Origin of the sequence: Streptomyces sp. MnatMP-M17 (assembly GCF_900091995.1) — a bacterium.
In the GTDB taxonomy this organism is placed as follows: Bacteria; Actinomycetota; Actinomycetes; order Streptomycetales; family Streptomycetaceae; genus Streptomyces.
Genome location: NZ_FMDK01000658.1, coordinates 1 through 15,199, shown reverse-complemented (window position 1 = coordinate 15,199; position 15,199 = coordinate 1). Strand labels below are relative to the sequence as shown.

Below are 15,199 nucleotides of genomic sequence, written 5' to 3'. Positions count from 1 at the left end.
GCCGGTGGTGGCGCCCGAGCAGCCGGAGGCCGAGGCGGCGCCCAAGCCGCGCCGTCGCCGTACGCGGGCCGCCAAGCCCGCCGCGGAAGCGACCATAGCGGTCGAGACGGTCGAGGCCCCCGTGGCGGTGGCCGCCAGCACCGTCAGCACCGTCAACAGCGCTGACACCGCCGTAGCCGTCGCCGAGACCAAGCCGCGCAGACGGACCCGGGTCGCCAAGCCCGCCGCCGCCGAGGCAGTCGTCACGGCGGAGACGGTGGCGGTGGCCGACCCGGCCGAGGCCTCAGCAGCGGAGTCCAAGCCCCGTCGGCGTACGCGCGTCGCCAAGCCCGTCGCCGAGGCGGCGGACACGGTTGAGACGGGCGACGGGACACCGGAGGGAGACGCGGTGCCCAAGCCGCGCCGCCGCCGTACCCGTACGACGACCACCACGACCACCACCACCGTGGCCAAGACCGAGAGCTGACCCACGGACTTCGCCGATGGCCCGACGCCCCAGGGTGCCGGGCCATCGGCGTACCGCCAGGGCCTAATCTCGTCGCATGAGTCGGCCGTCCAGCTTTGTCCCGCCCTCCTGCGCCCGTGCCCGTAGCCTGTCGACCCGGCGCGGCCGGTTCGCCGTGCTCGACGGCAGGCCCACGGGTGAGCCCCAGGGAACCGTGCTTCTGCTGCCCGGGTACACCGGCAGCAAGGAGGACTTCATCGCACTGCTCGAACCGTTCGCCGAGGCGGGCTATCGCGCCCTCGCCGTGGACGGCCGCGGACAGTACGAGACCGACGGACCGGACACTCCGGAGGCCTACGCACAGGGCGAGCTGGCCGCCGATGTACTGGCGCAGGCCGAGGCGATCGGCACCCCCGTCCATCTGCTCGGACACTCGCTCGGCGGGCAGATCGCCCGCGCCGCCGTGCTGCTGGACCGGAATCCGTTCCTCTCGCTGACCTTGATGTCCTCGGGGCCCGCGCAGGTCGCGCCGGCCCAGCAGGAGCGGGTGAAGATGCTCAGCGACGCGCTCGCGACCATGACCATGGCCCAGGTCTGGGAGGCCATGCGCATGATGGACACACCCGCCGTCGACGACGACGTGACTCCGGTCGACGGTGACGATCTGCGCCGGCGCTGGCTGCGGACCAATCCGGCGCAGCTCATCGCCACCGGACGGCAGCTCTCCGTGGAGCCCGACCGGGTGGACGAGCTGGCCGCCGTACAGCCGCTGCCCAAGCATGTGGTGTCCGGCGAGCGCGACGACACCTGGCCGCTGCCGCTGCTCGACGCGATGGCGGAGCGGCTCAAGGCGCGCAGGAGCGTGATCGAGGGTGCGCAGCACTCGCCCAACACCGACCGGCCGCTGGAGACCGCCGCCGCGCTGACGGACTTCTGGGACGGCCACTACTGAGAGCTGAGAGCGGTAACGCTCTTGTCCGGTCGGTACCGCGACGATCAGTGGTCGGTACCGCGATGGTCAGTACTGCGACTGGAGGTGCTGCCAGAAGCCGTCCCGCAGCGACCGCCGCAGTATCGCGTGGCCTCGTAGCGACCGCTGGAGCAGCCTCTCCGCCTCGATCAGCAGATCCTGGTCCACCGGGCCCGGCAGATACGGATGGCCCGGCAGCAGCTCGCCCATCGCGTCCCGGCCGCGCTCCGCCAGCCAGGTCGCGGCGATCTGCGCGCCGATGAAGCGCACCTGGTCCCGGGAGGGCGGCGGCTCGCCCTCGTGCTCGTACGTCGTGACCGGGCGCCGGGTGACATACGGCTTGCAGAACTCCAGGTCGAAGGTGCGCTGGCTGTCGACCTCCCACAGCAGCGGCTCGGCCTGGTTGCGTCCCTCGCCGGCCTCTATGCCCCAGAGATGGACCCGAGCGCCGTAGCCCTGCGCCGCCTCGACCGCGGACACCAGGTCCTCGTCACCGCCGACCAGGGCCGCGTCGCTGATCGCGCGGTGCCGGGCGAGCGATTCGAGATCCGTACGGATCAGGGAGTCGACGCCCTTCTGCTGGTTGTTGGCGTTGAGATTGCCGAGCCTGACCTTGACGTCGGGCAGCTCCGCGATGGACTGCTGCTCGGGCGTGTGGATCCGCCGCCGGGCGCCGTCGTACCAGTAGACACGGAGCAGTCTGCTGTCCGCGAAGATGATCCGGGCCTTGTCGATGAAGGCCTCGATCAGGCCCTCGGCGTCGAGATCAAAGGCCCGTCGGTCTTCGGTGCCCGCTACAAGCAACCCGGCCGCAGCATAGACGTAACCGGCGTCCACGAAGATGGCATGCGTGGACGGGGTCTTGGCGACCTCGGCGAGCATGCGCTGGAGCAGCTCGTTGGTCCGCTCAAGACGGGCGGCGATCTCGGTGATCTCACTGGTCTCGGTGATCTGTGGGTTGATCTCTGCCTCGTTCATACGCGTTTCATTTTCTGTGGACGACACCGTACCCGCCAGTAGTCAGCGTCCCAGAGAATTTCCTTAGCCTAGGGAATATTTGCAGAGGGCAACCCGTTGAAGCTACACGTAACAGCGTTCGCGTAACGACCGACGGATGTCCCGTCACCCACAGTTCTCCAGCAGGAGGATCAGACGAAGGGAGAAGCCTGTGCGCTTCGAAATCATGCGACTCGACGATGTCGACGGCACCGCCGTGGACAGCACCGTCGTGGACGCCGCCTCCGTCAACCGCATCGTGCAGCAAGCCGCCGCGATGGGCCAGCGGATCTATATCCGTCCGGCCGAAGACTCGGCCTCATAACCGCTCACCTCACCACTGTTCGCCTCACCGCACCGCAGACGAAGCGCCTCTGTACGGATCACTCGTACGGAGGCGCTGCCTGTGTGCGGAGCCTGCGGAGCCGTGCCGGAGGACGGGCGCCCGGGTCAGGTGTCCCGGGTCAGGCGCCTTGTACGACCTGGGTCACGCCGTTGATGATCTGCTGCACGGCGATCGCCGAGAGCATCATCCCGGCCAGCCGTGTCACCAGCACCACACCTCCGTCCCTGATCAGCCGGATGATCACCAGCGAGTAGCGCATCGTCAGCCACAGCACGCCGTGCATCGCGACGATCGCGGCCCAGACCGAGAGCTGCGCCGCCGCGCCGTCGGCATGCTGCACGGCGAGGATGACGGACACGATCGCGCCGGGCCCGGCCAGCAGCGGCATGCCGAGCGGTACGAGCGCCACATTGACGTCCTTGGTCTGCTTCGGCTCATCGTTCTTGCCGGTGAGCAGATCGAGCGCGATGAGAAGCAGAAGCAGCCCGCCGGCGATCATCAGCGCCGGTACGGAGACATGGAGATAGTCCAGGATCCGCTGGCCCAGAATCCCGAAGACGGTGATCACGCCGAAGGCGACGGCCACCGCCTGCCAGGCCATGGCGCGCTGGACCTTGGCGGGACGTCCCGAGGTGAGGGCGAGGAATATGGGCGTGATCCCGGGCGGATCCATGATCACGAAGAGAGTCAGAAAGAGAGATCCGAAAACGGCGACATCGAACACGGTGAAGGCCTTGCGGGAAGAGTGGGCGGAGCGAGCGAGGACAGCGAGCGAGGAAGAGGAAGGGCCGCGACGCGCGGCGAAGTGGCCCGTACGAGCGGGCTGTTACGTACGGGCCCGAGGCGACGGCGCCCGAGGCGGGCTGAGGGCCGGGCACTCAGGTCCGGTCAGGCACGCGCTGCCTAGGCCCGTCCGCCCGCGCCCGGTACCGGGAACGCGCCGGACGCGCGCCGGGTGATCTCGCCGTAGATCTCCGGATCGGTCGTGCACGCGCCGAGTGCCACGGACTTCCGGCTGCCGTGGTAGTCGCTGGAGCCGGTGACCAGCAGCCCGAGCTCGGCGGCCTGGTCGCGCAGCCGGGCCCGCGTCGGTGCGTCGTGGTCGATGTGGTCGACCTCGATACCGTCGAGACCGGCCGCGGCGAACCGCGCGACCGCGGAGTCCGGCACGACCTCGCCGCGCTTGACGGCCTGCGGATGCGCGAAGACGGTGACTCCGCCGGCGGCCTTGACCAGGCGGATCGCCTCGAACGGATCGAGTTCGTGCTTCTCGGCGTAGGCGCGTCCGCCATTGGCCAGCCACTCGGGCGTGAAGGCGTCGGACACCGTCTCGACGACACCGAGTTCGACCAGGGCCGTGGCGATGTGCGGACGTCCGAGGGAGGCGTCGCCCGCGATCCGGGCCACCTGCTCCCAGGTGATCGGAACGCCCAGCTCCTGGAGCTTGCCGACCATCGTCCGCGCCCTGGGCACCCGGTCGTCCCGTACCAGCTCGCGCTCGCGCAGCAGTTCGGGCTCGTCCGGGTCGAAGAGATAGGCGAGCATGTGCAGGCTGATGCCGTCGAGCCGGCAGGACAGCTCGGCGCCGGTCACCAGCGTGAGGTCACGGTCGAGATCCGCGAGCGCGGCGATCGCCTCGGCGTGGCCGCGCGTGGAGTCGTGGTCGGTCAGGGCGACGACATCGAGCCCGGCGGCAGCCGCGTTACGGACCAGCTCGGCCGGAGTGTCCGTACCGTCCGAGGCCGTGGAGTGGGTGTGCAGATCGATGCGCACGACGCGTACTCCGGGAGCTCGGGGCGGACAAGGGACGGACCGGGGACACTCAGGAACGGGGACGCTCAAGGATAACGGGAGATTCGAACAGCCCGGACGCCCACGGTCCGGCCCGGAAGGCGACGGTCCTGGAACGGAACCGGGCGGTCAGGACATCCGATGGTCCTGGCATACGGCGTTCTGGCCTGCGACGGTCAGGACAGCAGTCGCGGCGACAGCGCGCCGCACGGCAGCAGTTCCACCTCGGCGCCCGCGTCCCGCAGATCGGTCAGCACCAGTTCGTCGTAGAGCAGCAGTCCCGACTGCTCGGGCCAGACGATCGCCCAGAGCCACAGTCCGAGCGCCTCGCCCGCGAAGACCGCCCGGTCGTCCGGCGCTTGGGCGACATGCCACAGCGGTGTGGGCCGGCCCGCGGCGAGCAACTTGGCCTGCGGAGGCTTGTCGACCCCGATGTGCGGCCCGGGATCGGGTCCGTCGATCCCGGCGTACCGGGCTCCCAGCCCGACTCCCAGCTCCTCCGCGACCAGCAGCAGCTCGCCCATGCCGCCGAGCGGGCCAGGACCCGAGCAGGCTACGGCGGTGGCACGGCCTCCGCTGCGGTCGTCGCCCGCGTACGCCACTCCGGTGTAGAGCCAGCCGACGGGCAGCGGCCAGGGCATCCAGACCGGCACCTGGGCGCGGTGCACCACGACACCGAGGGCCTCGACGCTGGGCGGTATCACAGGCTGGAGCGGATGCACGGTGCCGTGCACATCACACTGCCAGGAGTCGGCGAAAAGACCGGGCGCCCTGACCCGGCCACCGCACTTCGGGCAACTGGGTTCGCCCCTCATAGCGCCCCACGGTCCTCCCCGGCCGACGCCGCGTCAAGGACGATCACCCTTCCGGCGGGAGTCGCCCGGGAACTGAGCGGAACTGAACAACCGCGTTCCGCCGTGGACCGGTCCGCAGGGAGTCCGCCGGGATCGGTCCGGCGCTGCCGGCGATCAGTCCGATCAGTCCAGGGATGTGGAGCGGCGCAGCGGATCGCGCAGATCCGTGCCGTTGGCCAGCCAGCGCTCCTGAAGCTCCTGCGCGCCTCTGACCCGTTTCCACGCCGCCTCGTTCGGTGTCATCGGCAGCAGCGGCAGAAAACGTACCGGCTCCAGCGGAGCGTCCAGTTCCAGGTCCGGCACCAGTCCGCCGGACTCTCCCACCAGCACCGACTGGAACGGCGCTCCCGGCCAAAGCGGCGCACCGAGGTCCAGCGAGCCGCCCGAGGCCACGACCACGCCCTCGACCTGCGGAGACGCGGCGAGTGTGGCCAGCGGACGCAGCACCTGGTCGGTCTCGGCGAGCCCTGCCCGTACGGTGATGATCAGCTCCGCCCTGGGCCCTTTCACCGTATCGGCGAGCAGCGCCGACGGATCCGCCATCGGCTGTGCCGACATCCCGAGCGTGACATACCTCACCACCGCGTCCGGGCCGCTCGCGGAGCCGCCGTCCCACACGGAACCGGCATCCGGAGAACCGCCGTCCGGAGAACCGCTCCGGGAGTCCTGGGTCCGGGAGTCCTGGAAGCGCAGCACCTCGATACGGTCCGTCCCCAGGAAGGTCACCGAGGCCCGCGCGTCCGGTTCGCCCAGCGCCGTGCGCAGCCTGGCCTCCACCAGAGCAAGAATTTCTCCCATACGGCGAGCATAGATCGCATATGAATCGGGCAGAGGAAGGGATTGACGTCTGTCTGCTGATAGTCTTGGCCGCTGGTCGGGACAGCGTGCGGAAGCGTCGCTCTCCAGTCCCGACATCACGTCATCCCCCACGGGGGACCGGCCGGAGGAGGTGGGGCTGCGGTGGATCGAAGTCACCCGGCCAGTACCAGCCGCTCTTCCGCCCCGCTCCTGTCCCGGTGACCCGGGTCCCGGGGATCTGAGGCCTCAGCCCGTCCGGGCACGGCACTTCGCACGACGGAAGAGCACTCCTTTCTTCTCTGTGTTTTCCGCCTGTCTGTAGCGAACGCCGTCACCGCGACCTCGCGGTGCCGCCCGCTTTGCGGACGTACGCACCACGTCCCCATTCCGGGCTGTGCCACCTCGCCGACGGCCTCTCCGTGAAGGAGCCCGCCATGTCGATGATCCGAGACCTGCGCGCAGTGGTCCGCCCGGCCCTGCGCAAGAGCACCGCCGCCTACAGCAAGTACGACTCGTACGACGCCACCCGTGATCCGTCCGCGTCGAGCGCGGTGGTCGACTGCGCGGTCTACCGCAAGGGCCGGCGGGTGATGGAGGACCCGTGTGTCACGCCTCATGAGGCGATGCTGCGGGTACGGGACGGCGGCGGCTTCGCCTGGATCGGCCTCCATGAGCCGACCGAGGAGGAATTCGCCGGTATCGCGGCCGAGTTCGGGCTCCACCCGCTCGCGGTCGAGGACGCGGTGCACGCGCATCAGCGGCCCAAGCTGGAGCGGTACGACGACACCTTGTTCACGGTCTTCAAGACCATCCACTATGTCGAGCACACCGAACTGACCGCGACCAGCGAGGTCGTGGAGACCGGTGAGGTCATGTGCTTCACCGGACGGGACTTCGTCATCACCGTCCGGCACGGCGGCAAGGGCTCACTGCGCGCCCTGCGCCACCGTCTGGAGGAGGACGAGGAGTTGCTCGCCAAAGGGCCCTCGGCCGTGCTGCACTCCATCGCCGACCATGTGGTCGACGGATATATCGCGGTGGCTGCGGCCGTGCAGGACGACATCGACGAGGTCGAGATCGATGTCTTCTCCGCGCCCGCGAAGGGCAGTCCGCGCGGCTCCGACGCCGGGCGGATCTATCAGCTCAAGCGCGAGGTACTGGAGTTCAAGCGGGCCGCCTCTCCGCTGCTGCGGCCGATGCAGCTCCTGAGCGAGCGGCCGATGCGGCTGGTGGACCCGGACATCCAGAAGTACTTCCGCGATGTCGCCGACCATCTCGCGCAGGTGCACGAGCAGGTCATCGGCTTCGACGAACTGCTGAACTCGATCCTCCAGGCGAATCTGGCGCAGGCGACCGTCGCGCAGAACGAGGACATGCGCAAGATCACATCCTGGGCGGCCATCATCGCCGTCCCGACGGCCATCTGCGGGATCTACGGCATGAACTTCGATCACATGCCGGAGCTGCACTGGAAGTTCGGTTATCCGATGGTGCTCGGCGCGATCGCGGTCGTCTGTGTGACGATCCATCGCACGCTCAAGCGCAACGGCTGGCTCTGACCTCGGTCCGGGCGGTGTACCAGGTCCTGTCCGGACGGTGTACGGCCGGGTGTCCGAGGCGGCCGTTAAGCTGCGTGGCATGACAGATCCGCAGCTCGGCCAGGCGCTCGGCCAGGCGCTTGTCGAGGAGGCCACCAAGAAGTCCGCCCTCATCTGGGTGCGGGGCCCAGGTCCCGGCCGCGCGCTGTGGCACATCTGGCATAAAGGCGCCACCTATCTGGTCGGCGACGGTCCCGGGGAGCAGCCGCTGCCGGGGCTCGCCGACGGCTCCACCGCCGAGGTGACCGTACGCAGCAAGGACAAGGGCGGCCGGCTGGTCGTCTGGACCGCGGCCGTGGCCGAACTTCCTCCGCACTCGGCGGACTGGGAGACGGCCGTCGCCGAGCTCAAGGGCAAGCGGCTCAACGCGCCGGACGCGGAGGAGATGCCGGAGCGCTGGGCGCGTGAGTGCCGGGTGCTGCGGCTGACGCCTCAGGACATGACCACCGACCTGCCGTCGGACTCACAGGCCGCCGTGCCGCTGCCGACGGTGGCGACAACTCGTCAGCCCGCGCCGGCCTCACTCGGGCGGCTGCTTCTGAGGAGATCCCGCCCGTCCGGCGACTGAGGACCACGACCAAGGACAGACGACAGCCGGACGGTCGCGACGGACGGCCCGGCCCGCTCCCGTGCCGCCCTGTCCCGGGCCGGCCGTCACTGGTCCTCGGCCTTCGGCAGACGGCTGCCGTAGTCGACGGTCTCGCTCTTCGCCGGTGCCTCCAGCACGAAGTCCTTGCCCCAGTCGGAGAGCGTGACCGTGCCGGCGCCGCCCGCGCGTACCAGTTGCAGCGGATACGGCACGCCCTCCAGCGAGACGTCCAGCGTCCCGCCGTCGCCCTCGCCGCCGTTGACCTTGACGGTCCGCAGACCGCCGATCCGGTCGCGGTCGCCCTTGGTCAGCTTGCCGTGCAGCGTCAGTATCCCGTCGAGCAGCACATTCTTGTCCGTGAAGCCGCTGAGCTGCTTGTACGACGGATCGTCCTCCGGGACCTTCACATACTTGTCCTGGAGCTTGTCCGCGACCGCGGAATCTGCCTCGCTGGGCGCTGCGCTCGCGCTGTCGCCGCCACCGTCGTCGCTGTTGTCCGCATGGCTCCAGAAGCCGGCGTCGGCCTTCAGATACAGCTCGTCCTCGATCCGCAGGAGCTGGAAGGTGCTGTCCTTCGAGATGACCGAACCGATGCCGCCGTCCGCCTTGAGCTGCATATTGAGTTTGTAGGTCTCGCCGTTGCTCACCAGCGAGCCGGAGAGCCGGACCGCGCTCGCGCCGTCCGCCGCCGACTGCGCCTTTCTCTCGATCTCGGTGGCGGTGAGCTTCCCGACACCGTTCGTTCCCTTGTCCGGATCCTCACCGCACGCCGTCAGTACGGCGGCCAGCCCCACGCAGAGCGCGACGGGGAGTGCGGTCCGGCGGACACGGCCGGACGACAGGAGAAGGGACACAGACACACTGCCTCTCATACGCGGTGGCGGCTGGCAGACCGCAGCGTACCCGGGCTGTCCGCACCGCTCGACAGAGAGCCGTACCGACGCCGTGCGCACGCCGTACGGACCGTTCCACCAGGGCGTACCGCACCGGTACGGGCTAGCCTGAACCCGTTATCACGCTGGATAGAAGGACATTCAGGGACAAGCGCTCAGGGACAAGGAGGCGCGCGCGATGGCCGCTGGCGCTCCTCGGATCTTCGTCTCGCATCTGGCCGGTGCGCCGGTCTTCGATCCCAGCGGCGACCAGGTGGGCCGGGTCCGCGATCTGGTGGCGATGCTGCGGGTCGGCCGCCGGCCGCCGCGGCTGCTCGGTCTGGTCGTCGAGGCGCTCACCCGGCGCCGGATCTTCCTGCCCATGACACGTGTGACCGGTATCGAGTCGGGCCAGGTGATCACCACCGGCGTGCTGAACGTACGGCGCTTCGAGCAGCGCCCTACGGAGCGTCTGGTCCTCGGCGAGCTGCTGGACCGGCGGGTGCGGCTGGTGGAGAGCGGCGAGGAGGTGACGGTCCTCGATGTGGCGGTCCGCCAGCTCCCGGCCCGCCGCGACTGGGAGATCGACAAGGTCTATGTACGGCGCGGCAGGAAGGGCGGCGCGCTGCGGAGGCGCGGAGAGGCGCTGACGGTCGAGTGGTCGGCGGTCACCGGTTTCTCGCTGGAGGAGGAAGGGCAGGGCGCGGAGAATCTCGTCGCCACCTTCGAGCGGCTGCGCCCGGCCGATCTCGCCAACGCGATGCACCACCTCACACCGAAGCGGCGGGCCGAGGTGGCCGCGGCGCTGGACGACGACCGGCTCGCGGATGTGATGGAGGAGCTGCCCGAGGACGACCAGGTGGAGATCCTCGGCAAGCTGGAGGAGGAGCGCGCGGCCGATGTGCTGGAGGCGATGGATCCGGACGACGCGGCCGATCTGCTCTCCGAGCTGCCCGAGGCGGACAAGGAGCGGCTGCTGACGCTGATGCGGCCGGACGACGCGGCGGACGTCCGGCGGCTGATGTCGTACGAGGAGCGGACCGCGGGCGGTCTGATGACGACCGATCCGATCGTGCTGCGGCCGGACGCGACGGTCGCCGACGCGCTGGCCCGGGTACGGCAGCAGGATCTCTCGCCCTCGCTCGCCGCACAGGTCTATGTGTGCCGGCCGCCGGACGAGACACCGACGGGCAGATATCTGGGTACGGTCCACTTCCAGCGGCTGCTGCGGGAGCCGCCGTACACCCTGGTCAGCTCGATCGTGGACAGCGATCTGCCGCCGCTGCACCCGGAGACTCCGCTCTCCTCGATCACCAGCTTCCTCGCCGCGTACAACATGGTCTCGGCGCCCGTGGTGGACGACGGCGGCTCGCTGCTCGGCGCGGTGACCGTCGACGACGTACTCGACCACATGCTGCCGGACGACTGGCGCGAGACGGACTACCACGGCCTGGAGGAGGAGGCGGTGGGCCGTGGTGAGTGACCACCGTATGGACAGGGACGGCGGCCGGGAGCGCGCGCGGGCCATGCCCGGCATGGGATCGACGGCACTGACACGCGGCGGCCGGAACCGTCTCGACCAGCCGCTGCCCCCGCGCCGCAAGCTGCTGCCCGAATACGATCCCGAGGCCTTCGGAGTGCTCTCGGAGCGGATCGCCCGCTTTCTGGGCACGGGCCGCTTCATCGTCTGGATGACGCTGATCATCGCCATGTGGCTCGTCTGGAACGTCACCGCGCCGGTGTGGCTGCGCTGGGACCCGTATCCGTTCATCTTCCTGACGCTGATGCTGTCCCTCCAGGCCTCGTACGCCGCGCCGTTGATCCTGCTGGCGCAGAACCGCCAGGACGACCGGGACCGGGTCACCCATGAGCAGGAGCGCAAGCAGAACGAGCGCTCCATCGCGGACACGGAGTATCTGACCCGGGAGATCGCGGCGCTGCGGATGGGCCTCGGCGAGGTCGCCACACGCGACTGGATCCGGTCCGAACTCCAGGATCTGGTGCGGGACATGGTGGAACACCGGGTGGTGTTCCCGGCCGAGACCGTCCATGGCCGCGAGGACTCCGACCACTGACGGACACTGCCAGACAGCTGCCGGCCTTTCCCGTGGCGGCGCCGGGCGCCGTACCATCTGGGTATGGCTACCGACACGTACGGAACCGCCGTCCCCGCGGAGGACGCGGTGCGCGCCGCGCTGGCGACGGTGAACGACCCCGAGATCCACCGGCCCATCACCGATCTCGGGATGGTCAAATCCGTGGAGATCGGCGCGGACGGCGCGGTGGCTGTCACGGTGTATCTCACGGTGTCCGGCTGCCCGATGCGCGACACGATCACCCGCAGCGTCACGGAGGCGGTCGCCCGGGTCGAGGGCGTGACCCGGGTCGACGTCACGCTGGATGTGATGAGCGACGAGCAGCGGCGTGAGCTGACGGCGTCGCTGCGCGGCGGCACCGCCGAGCGTGAGGTGCCGTTCGCCAAGCCCGGCTCGCTGACCAGGGTGTACGCGGTGGCGTCGGGCAAGGGCGGCGTCGGCAAGTCCTCGGTGACGGTCAATCTGGCCGCGGCGATGGCGGCCGACGGGCTGAAGGTCGGAGTGGTCGACGCGGACATCTACGGCCACAGTGTGCCGCGGATGCTCGGCACCGAGGGCCGGCCCACCCAGGTCGAGAACATGATCATGCCGCCGTCGGCGAACGGTGTGAAGGTGATCTCCATCGGTATGTTCACACCGGGCAATTCGCCCGTGGTGTGGCGCGGACCGATGCTGCACCGCGCGCTCCAGCAGTTCCTCGCGGATGTGTACTGGGGCGATCTGGATGTGCTGCTGCTCGATCTGCCGCCGGGGACGGGCGATATCGCGATCTCGGTGGCGCAGCTGGTGCCGAACGCGGAGATCCTCGTGGTCACGACTCCGCAGCAGGCCGCGGCGGAGGTCGCGGAGCGGGCCGGCTCCATCGCCGTACAGACCCATCAGAAGATCGTCGGCGTGGTCGAGAACATGTCCGGTCTGCCCTGTCCGCACTGCGACGAGATGATCGATGTCTTCGGCACGGGCGGCGGCAAGGTGGTCGCAGAAGGGCTGACGAGGACGACGGGCGCCACGGTGCCGGTGCTGGGCGCGATCCCCATCGACGTACGGCTGCGGGAAGGCGGCGACGAGGGCAAGCCGATCGTGCTCTCCGATCCCGATTCGCCGGCGGCGACGGCGCTGCGCGAGATCGCGGGCAAGCTGGGCGGCAGGCAGCGCGGTCTGGCGGGCATGTCGCTGGGAATCACGCCGCGCAACAAGTTCTGAGAGCCGTGCGGGCACGCCCGTACGAGCATGAGTGACGAGCATGTGTAAGGGGCGACCGCAACGGCGGTCGCCCCTTACATGTTGCCCTGAGGTGGCTCCCTACGGGCCGTACAGGCCATACGGGAGCCCTTACGCGTCGTACGAGCGGATGTCCTCGATCACCGAGAAGCCGAGGCCGTACGCGCTCATCCCACGGCCGTACGCCCCGATGTGCACATCGCCGCTCGTCGATCCGGCCAGCACCCAGCCGGACTCGGACTCGCGGTAGTGGAAGGGCGTCGGCACTCCGTCGACCGGCAGCGAGAGCACCGACCAGGCGGGCCCCTCCAGATCGTCGGCCAGCTCGAACGCGGCTTCCGTCTGCTGGTTCAGCCAGTCGTCGCGCAGGGTGTGGTCGAGCTGCGGCGGCCAGGTCGCGGAGAGCAGGCCCGAGCCGGCCAGCCAGGCGGCCGAGGAGGCGGTGGTGGCGTCGAGATGTCCGCTGCCGTCACCGCTGCGGCGCTCGGGGCTGATGGCCACCGTGATCACCACCGCGAAGCGCTCCTGGTCCGCCGAGGCGGGATCCGGCCTTATCGACGGCTCCTCACCATGGCCGGTGGAGCCGTGCCGTACGGTGCCGTCGGCCGTGGCTCCGACCTGCATCAGCCAGCGCGGCCCGGTGAACGCGTCGTCCAGTCCGTACCACGGGAACGGAGCGCGCAGATACTCCGCGACCGTGCGGCGCGCGAGCACCGGCGCTCCGTCGACGGTGGATGAACTGGCGCTCCGCGCCTCTGTCCGGCTTGTCGTCTCCATCTGGCCGGCGCCTCCTCGATCTCTCGCGTCCGCAGCGGCCCGCCCCCGACGGGCGCCTCACTGCCGGACAGATGGAGGATAGCCACCCCGTACCGGCTCGCCGGGATTGATGGGGCTCAGGTGGCGTCTGCGTCGAAGGGCGGGCGGTCGTCCCGAGCGGGCTTCTCGCGCTTCTTGAGCAGGTCGGGAGTGCTGGAGGAACCATTCGCCGAGGCGATCGGAGCCACCGGCACGTCCGCCGCGGAGCCACTCTCATGGCCGTTCACCGCGTCGGCCACATCGGCGATCTCCTTGCGGAGATCGAAGCTGCTGCGGATCTCCTTCAGTCCCAGATCGTCGTTGTCCATGAGCTGCTTGCGGACGAACGTCTTGGGATTGAGGTCCTCGAAGTCGAAGTCCTTGAACTCCGGGCCCAGCTCGGAGCGGATGTCCTCCTTGGCGCTCTCGGAGAACTCGCGGACCTTGCGGATGAAGCGCGAGGCGTCCTGGATGACCTTGGGCAGCTTCTCCGGGCCGAACACGAGCACCGCGAGGACCACGATCGTGACCAGCTCAAGTGCGCCGATGTCATTGAACACCTTGCTGCTCCTTGTGTTCTCCATGTACGCGGACGGAGGTCAGGGCCGTCCTGGCCTGAAGTGGTCGAGGTCCGGGCCGCTCCACGGTACCTGGCGCACCTGTCCGGGCGGTACCTTCGGGTGTCCGTCAGGTGCCGTCCGCGGAGCCCAGGGCCACCGTCAAGGTCCTTTCCCGGCCGCCGCGGAGCAGTGTCAGCTCCAGCCGGTCGCCCGGGCGGTGGGCGCGGATCTTGACGATCAGCTCCTCGCCGCTGTGCACGCGCCGGCCGTCCACCTCGGTGATGACGTCTCCCGCCTGGATCCCGGCCTTGGCGCCGGGACCGCCGGAGGTCACCGCGGGACCGCCGTCGGCAGCCTTCGTACCGACCCGGGCGCCGTCGCCCGCGTACTCCATGTCGAGGCTGACACCGATCACGGGATGGGTGGCCTTGCCGGTGTTGATCAGCTCCTCGGCGACGCGCTTGCCCTGGTTGATGGGTATCGCGAAGCCGAGACCGATGGATCCCGACTGGCCGCCGTCGGGGCCCGCGCCGCTGTCCGCGGCGCGGATGGCGCTGTTGATACCGATGACCCGGGCCCGGGTGTCCACCAGAGGACCGCCGGAATTGCCGGGATTGATCGGGGCGTCGGTCTGAAGGGCGTCGACATAGCTCACATCACTGCCGTCGCCGCTCTCACCGCCCGCGGTGATCGGGCGCTCCTTGGCGCTGATGATCCCGGAAGTCACGGTGTTGGACAGGTCGAAGGGAGCGCCGATGGCCACGACCGGATCGCCGACCCGGACATTGTCGGAGTTGCCCAGCGGCAGCGGCTTGAGTCCGGAGACTCCGGTGACCTTGACGACGGCGAGGTCGTAGCCGCTGTCCTTGCCGACCAGTTCGGCCTTGGCGGTCTGGCCGCCGCTGAACGTGACGGATATCTCGCCGGAGGATCCCGCGGGCTGGACGACATGGTTGTTCGTCAGGATGTGGCCCTGCCGGTCGAGGACGAAGCCCGTGCCGGTGCCCTGTTCGTCGCTGCCGCTGACATGGAGGGTGACGACGCTGGGCAGGGCGCTGGCGGCGATGCCCGCGACACTGTCGGGCGCCCGGCCGCCGGACTCCCGTTCCGCCTGCGGGAGTTCGACGCTGGTGAAGCCGTCGTTGCGCTCGATGTACGCACCGACCGCGCCGCCCAGCACACAGCCGGCGAACGCGAGCAGGACCGCGCCCGCGACTCCGGCCCGGCGCCGCTTGGTCGGCCGCGGCTCGCCGTGGTGGGTCAGCGGC

The 15,199-nt window shown here is 69.6% G+C and carries 16 protein-coding genes and 1 pseudogene; 8 read left to right on the top strand and 9 right to left on the bottom strand.

Annotation, left to right across the window (positions count from 1 at the left end):
• Together GA0115259_RS40630 and GA0115259_RS27575 are read left to right on the top strand one after the other, a co-directional pair.
• Positions 1-466, top strand: a pseudogene (locus GA0115259_RS40630) (ATP-dependent helicase); the annotation flags it as partial.
• A 76-nt stretch (positions 467-542) separates the two neighbouring features.
• The gene (locus GA0115259_RS27575) at positions 543-1,397 is read left to right on the top strand and encodes an alpha/beta fold hydrolase (protein ID WP_093602061.1); all 855 of its coding nucleotides are present in this window, start codon (positions 543-545) and stop codon (positions 1,395-1,397) included.
• Between the two features lie 66 nt (positions 1,398-1,463).
• Here the strand turns inward: GA0115259_RS27575 and GA0115259_RS27570 are convergent, their stop codons facing one another.
• On the bottom strand, positions 1,464-2,393 hold the full coding sequence (locus tag GA0115259_RS27570; protein WP_093602059.1) for an NYN domain-containing protein: 930 nt from the start codon (positions 2,391-2,393) through the stop codon (positions 1,464-1,466).
• Between the two features lie 190 nt (positions 2,394-2,583).
• Here GA0115259_RS27570 and GA0115259_RS40625 point away from each other — a divergent pair, with 190 nt between their 5' ends.
• Positions 2,584-2,736, top strand: coding sequence for a hypothetical protein (locus tag GA0115259_RS40625; protein ID WP_093602057.1), 153 nt, complete (start codon positions 2,584-2,586; stop codon positions 2,734-2,736).
• Between the two features lie 139 nt (positions 2,737-2,875).
• Here the strand turns inward: GA0115259_RS40625 and GA0115259_RS27560 are convergent, their stop codons facing one another.
• The 4 genes from GA0115259_RS27560 to GA0115259_RS27545 all read right to left on the bottom strand — a co-directional run bounded on the left by GA0115259_RS27560 (position 2,876) and on the right by GA0115259_RS27545 (position 6,200).
• Entirely contained in the window at positions 2,876-3,481 is a 606-nt protein-coding gene (locus GA0115259_RS27560; RefSeq protein WP_093602055.1) for a MarC family protein, read from the bottom strand.
• 179 nt (positions 3,482-3,660) lie between these two features.
• The gene (locus GA0115259_RS27555; protein ID WP_093602053.1) at positions 3,661-4,530 is read right to left on the bottom strand and encodes a PHP domain-containing protein; all 870 of its coding nucleotides are present in this window, start codon (positions 4,528-4,530) and stop codon (positions 3,661-3,663) included.
• 194 nt (positions 4,531-4,724) lie between these two features.
• Positions 4,725-5,363, bottom strand: coding sequence for a DUF6758 family protein (locus GA0115259_RS27550; protein ID WP_093602051.1), 639 nt, complete (start codon positions 5,361-5,363; stop codon positions 4,725-4,727).
• Between the two features lie 162 nt (positions 5,364-5,525).
• Positions 5,526-6,200, bottom strand: a complete 675-nt coding sequence (locus GA0115259_RS27545) for a suppressor of fused domain protein (protein WP_093602049.1) — start codon at positions 6,198-6,200, stop codon at positions 5,526-5,528.
• Between the two features lie 434 nt (positions 6,201-6,634).
• On the opposite strand from GA0115259_RS27545, the gene GA0115259_RS27540 reads away from it, so the two are divergent.
• Both GA0115259_RS27540 and GA0115259_RS27535 read left to right on the top strand, forming a co-directional pair.
• The gene (locus GA0115259_RS27540) at positions 6,635-7,759 is read left to right on the top strand and encodes a magnesium and cobalt transport protein CorA (RefSeq protein ID WP_093602047.1); all 1,125 of its coding nucleotides are present in this window, start codon (positions 6,635-6,637) and stop codon (positions 7,757-7,759) included.
• A 79-nt stretch (positions 7,760-7,838) separates the two neighbouring features.
• The gene (locus tag GA0115259_RS27535; RefSeq protein ID WP_093602069.1) at positions 7,839-8,366 is read left to right on the top strand and encodes a hypothetical protein; all 528 of its coding nucleotides are present in this window, start codon (positions 7,839-7,841) and stop codon (positions 8,364-8,366) included.
• Positions 8,367-8,452: 86 nt separating this feature from the next.
• On the opposite strand, the gene GA0115259_RS27530 is transcribed toward GA0115259_RS27535, so the two are convergent.
• Positions 8,453-9,241: a hypothetical protein gene (locus tag GA0115259_RS27530; protein WP_256098168.1), complete on the bottom strand. Its 789-nt coding sequence runs from the start codon at positions 9,239-9,241 to the stop codon at positions 8,453-8,455.
• Between the two features lie 217 nt (positions 9,242-9,458).
• On the opposite strand from GA0115259_RS27530, the gene GA0115259_RS27525 reads away from it, so the two are divergent.
• The 3 genes from GA0115259_RS27525 to GA0115259_RS27515 all read left to right on the top strand — a co-directional run bounded on the left by GA0115259_RS27525 (position 9,459) and on the right by GA0115259_RS27515 (position 12,558).
• Positions 9,459-10,742, top strand: coding sequence for a magnesium transporter MgtE N-terminal domain-containing protein (locus GA0115259_RS27525; protein WP_093602043.1), 1,284 nt, complete (start codon positions 9,459-9,461; stop codon positions 10,740-10,742).
• Positions 10,743-10,749: 7 nt separating this feature from the next.
• Positions 10,750-11,334 (top strand): DUF1003 domain-containing protein, encoded by a 585-nt coding sequence (locus tag GA0115259_RS27520; RefSeq protein WP_093602067.1) that lies wholly within the window; start codon positions 10,750-10,752, stop codon positions 11,332-11,334.
• A 63-nt stretch (positions 11,335-11,397) separates the two neighbouring features.
• Positions 11,398-12,558 (top strand): Mrp/NBP35 family ATP-binding protein, encoded by a 1,161-nt coding sequence (locus tag GA0115259_RS27515; RefSeq protein ID WP_093602041.1) that lies wholly within the window; start codon positions 11,398-11,400, stop codon positions 12,556-12,558.
• A 129-nt stretch (positions 12,559-12,687) separates the two neighbouring features.
• Here the strand turns inward: GA0115259_RS27515 and GA0115259_RS27510 are convergent, their stop codons facing one another.
• The 3 genes from GA0115259_RS27510 to GA0115259_RS27500 all read right to left on the bottom strand — a co-directional run.
• Positions 12,688-13,353, bottom strand: coding sequence for a hypothetical protein (locus tag GA0115259_RS27510; RefSeq protein ID WP_176732672.1), 666 nt, complete (start codon positions 13,351-13,353; stop codon positions 12,688-12,690).
• 116 nt (positions 13,354-13,469) lie between these two features.
• Positions 13,470-13,931, bottom strand: coding sequence for a sec-independent translocase (locus GA0115259_RS27505; RefSeq protein ID WP_093602039.1), 462 nt, complete (start codon positions 13,929-13,931; stop codon positions 13,470-13,472).
• A 127-nt stretch (positions 13,932-14,058) separates the two neighbouring features.
• On the bottom strand, positions 14,059-15,199 hold a 1,141-nt coding region (locus tag GA0115259_RS27500; RefSeq protein ID WP_141716709.1), incomplete at its 5' end, for a S1C family serine protease.

Coding starts and splice junctions, on each gene's coding strand:
- GA0115259_RS27540 (WP_093602047.1), top strand. CDS start 6,635: ATGTCGATGATCCGAGACCTGCGCGCAGTGGTCCGCCCGGCCCTGCGC.
- GA0115259_RS27570 (WP_093602059.1), bottom strand. CDS start 2,393: ATGAACGAGGCAGAGATCAACCCACAGATCACCGAGACCAGTGAGATC.
- GA0115259_RS27510 (WP_176732672.1), bottom strand. CDS start 13,353: ATGGAGACGACAAGCCGGACAGAGGCGCGGAGCGCCAGTTCATCCACC.
- GA0115259_RS27575 (WP_093602061.1), top strand. CDS start 543: ATGAGTCGGCCGTCCAGCTTTGTCCCGCCCTCCTGCGCCCGTGCCCGT.
- GA0115259_RS27515 (WP_093602041.1), top strand. CDS start 11,398: ATGGCTACCGACACGTACGGAACCGCCGTCCCCGCGGAGGACGCGGTG.
- GA0115259_RS27525 (WP_093602043.1), top strand. CDS start 9,459: ATGGCCGCTGGCGCTCCTCGGATCTTCGTCTCGCATCTGGCCGGTGCG.
- GA0115259_RS27545 (WP_093602049.1), bottom strand. CDS start 6,200: ATGGGAGAAATTCTTGCTCTGGTGGAGGCCAGGCTGCGCACGGCGCTG.
- GA0115259_RS27535 (WP_093602069.1), top strand. CDS start 7,839: ATGACAGATCCGCAGCTCGGCCAGGCGCTCGGCCAGGCGCTTGTCGAG.
- GA0115259_RS27550 (WP_093602051.1), bottom strand. CDS start 5,363: ATGAGGGGCGAACCCAGTTGCCCGAAGTGCGGTGGCCGGGTCAGGGCG.
- GA0115259_RS27520 (WP_093602067.1), top strand. CDS start 10,750: ATGGACAGGGACGGCGGCCGGGAGCGCGCGCGGGCCATGCCCGGCATG.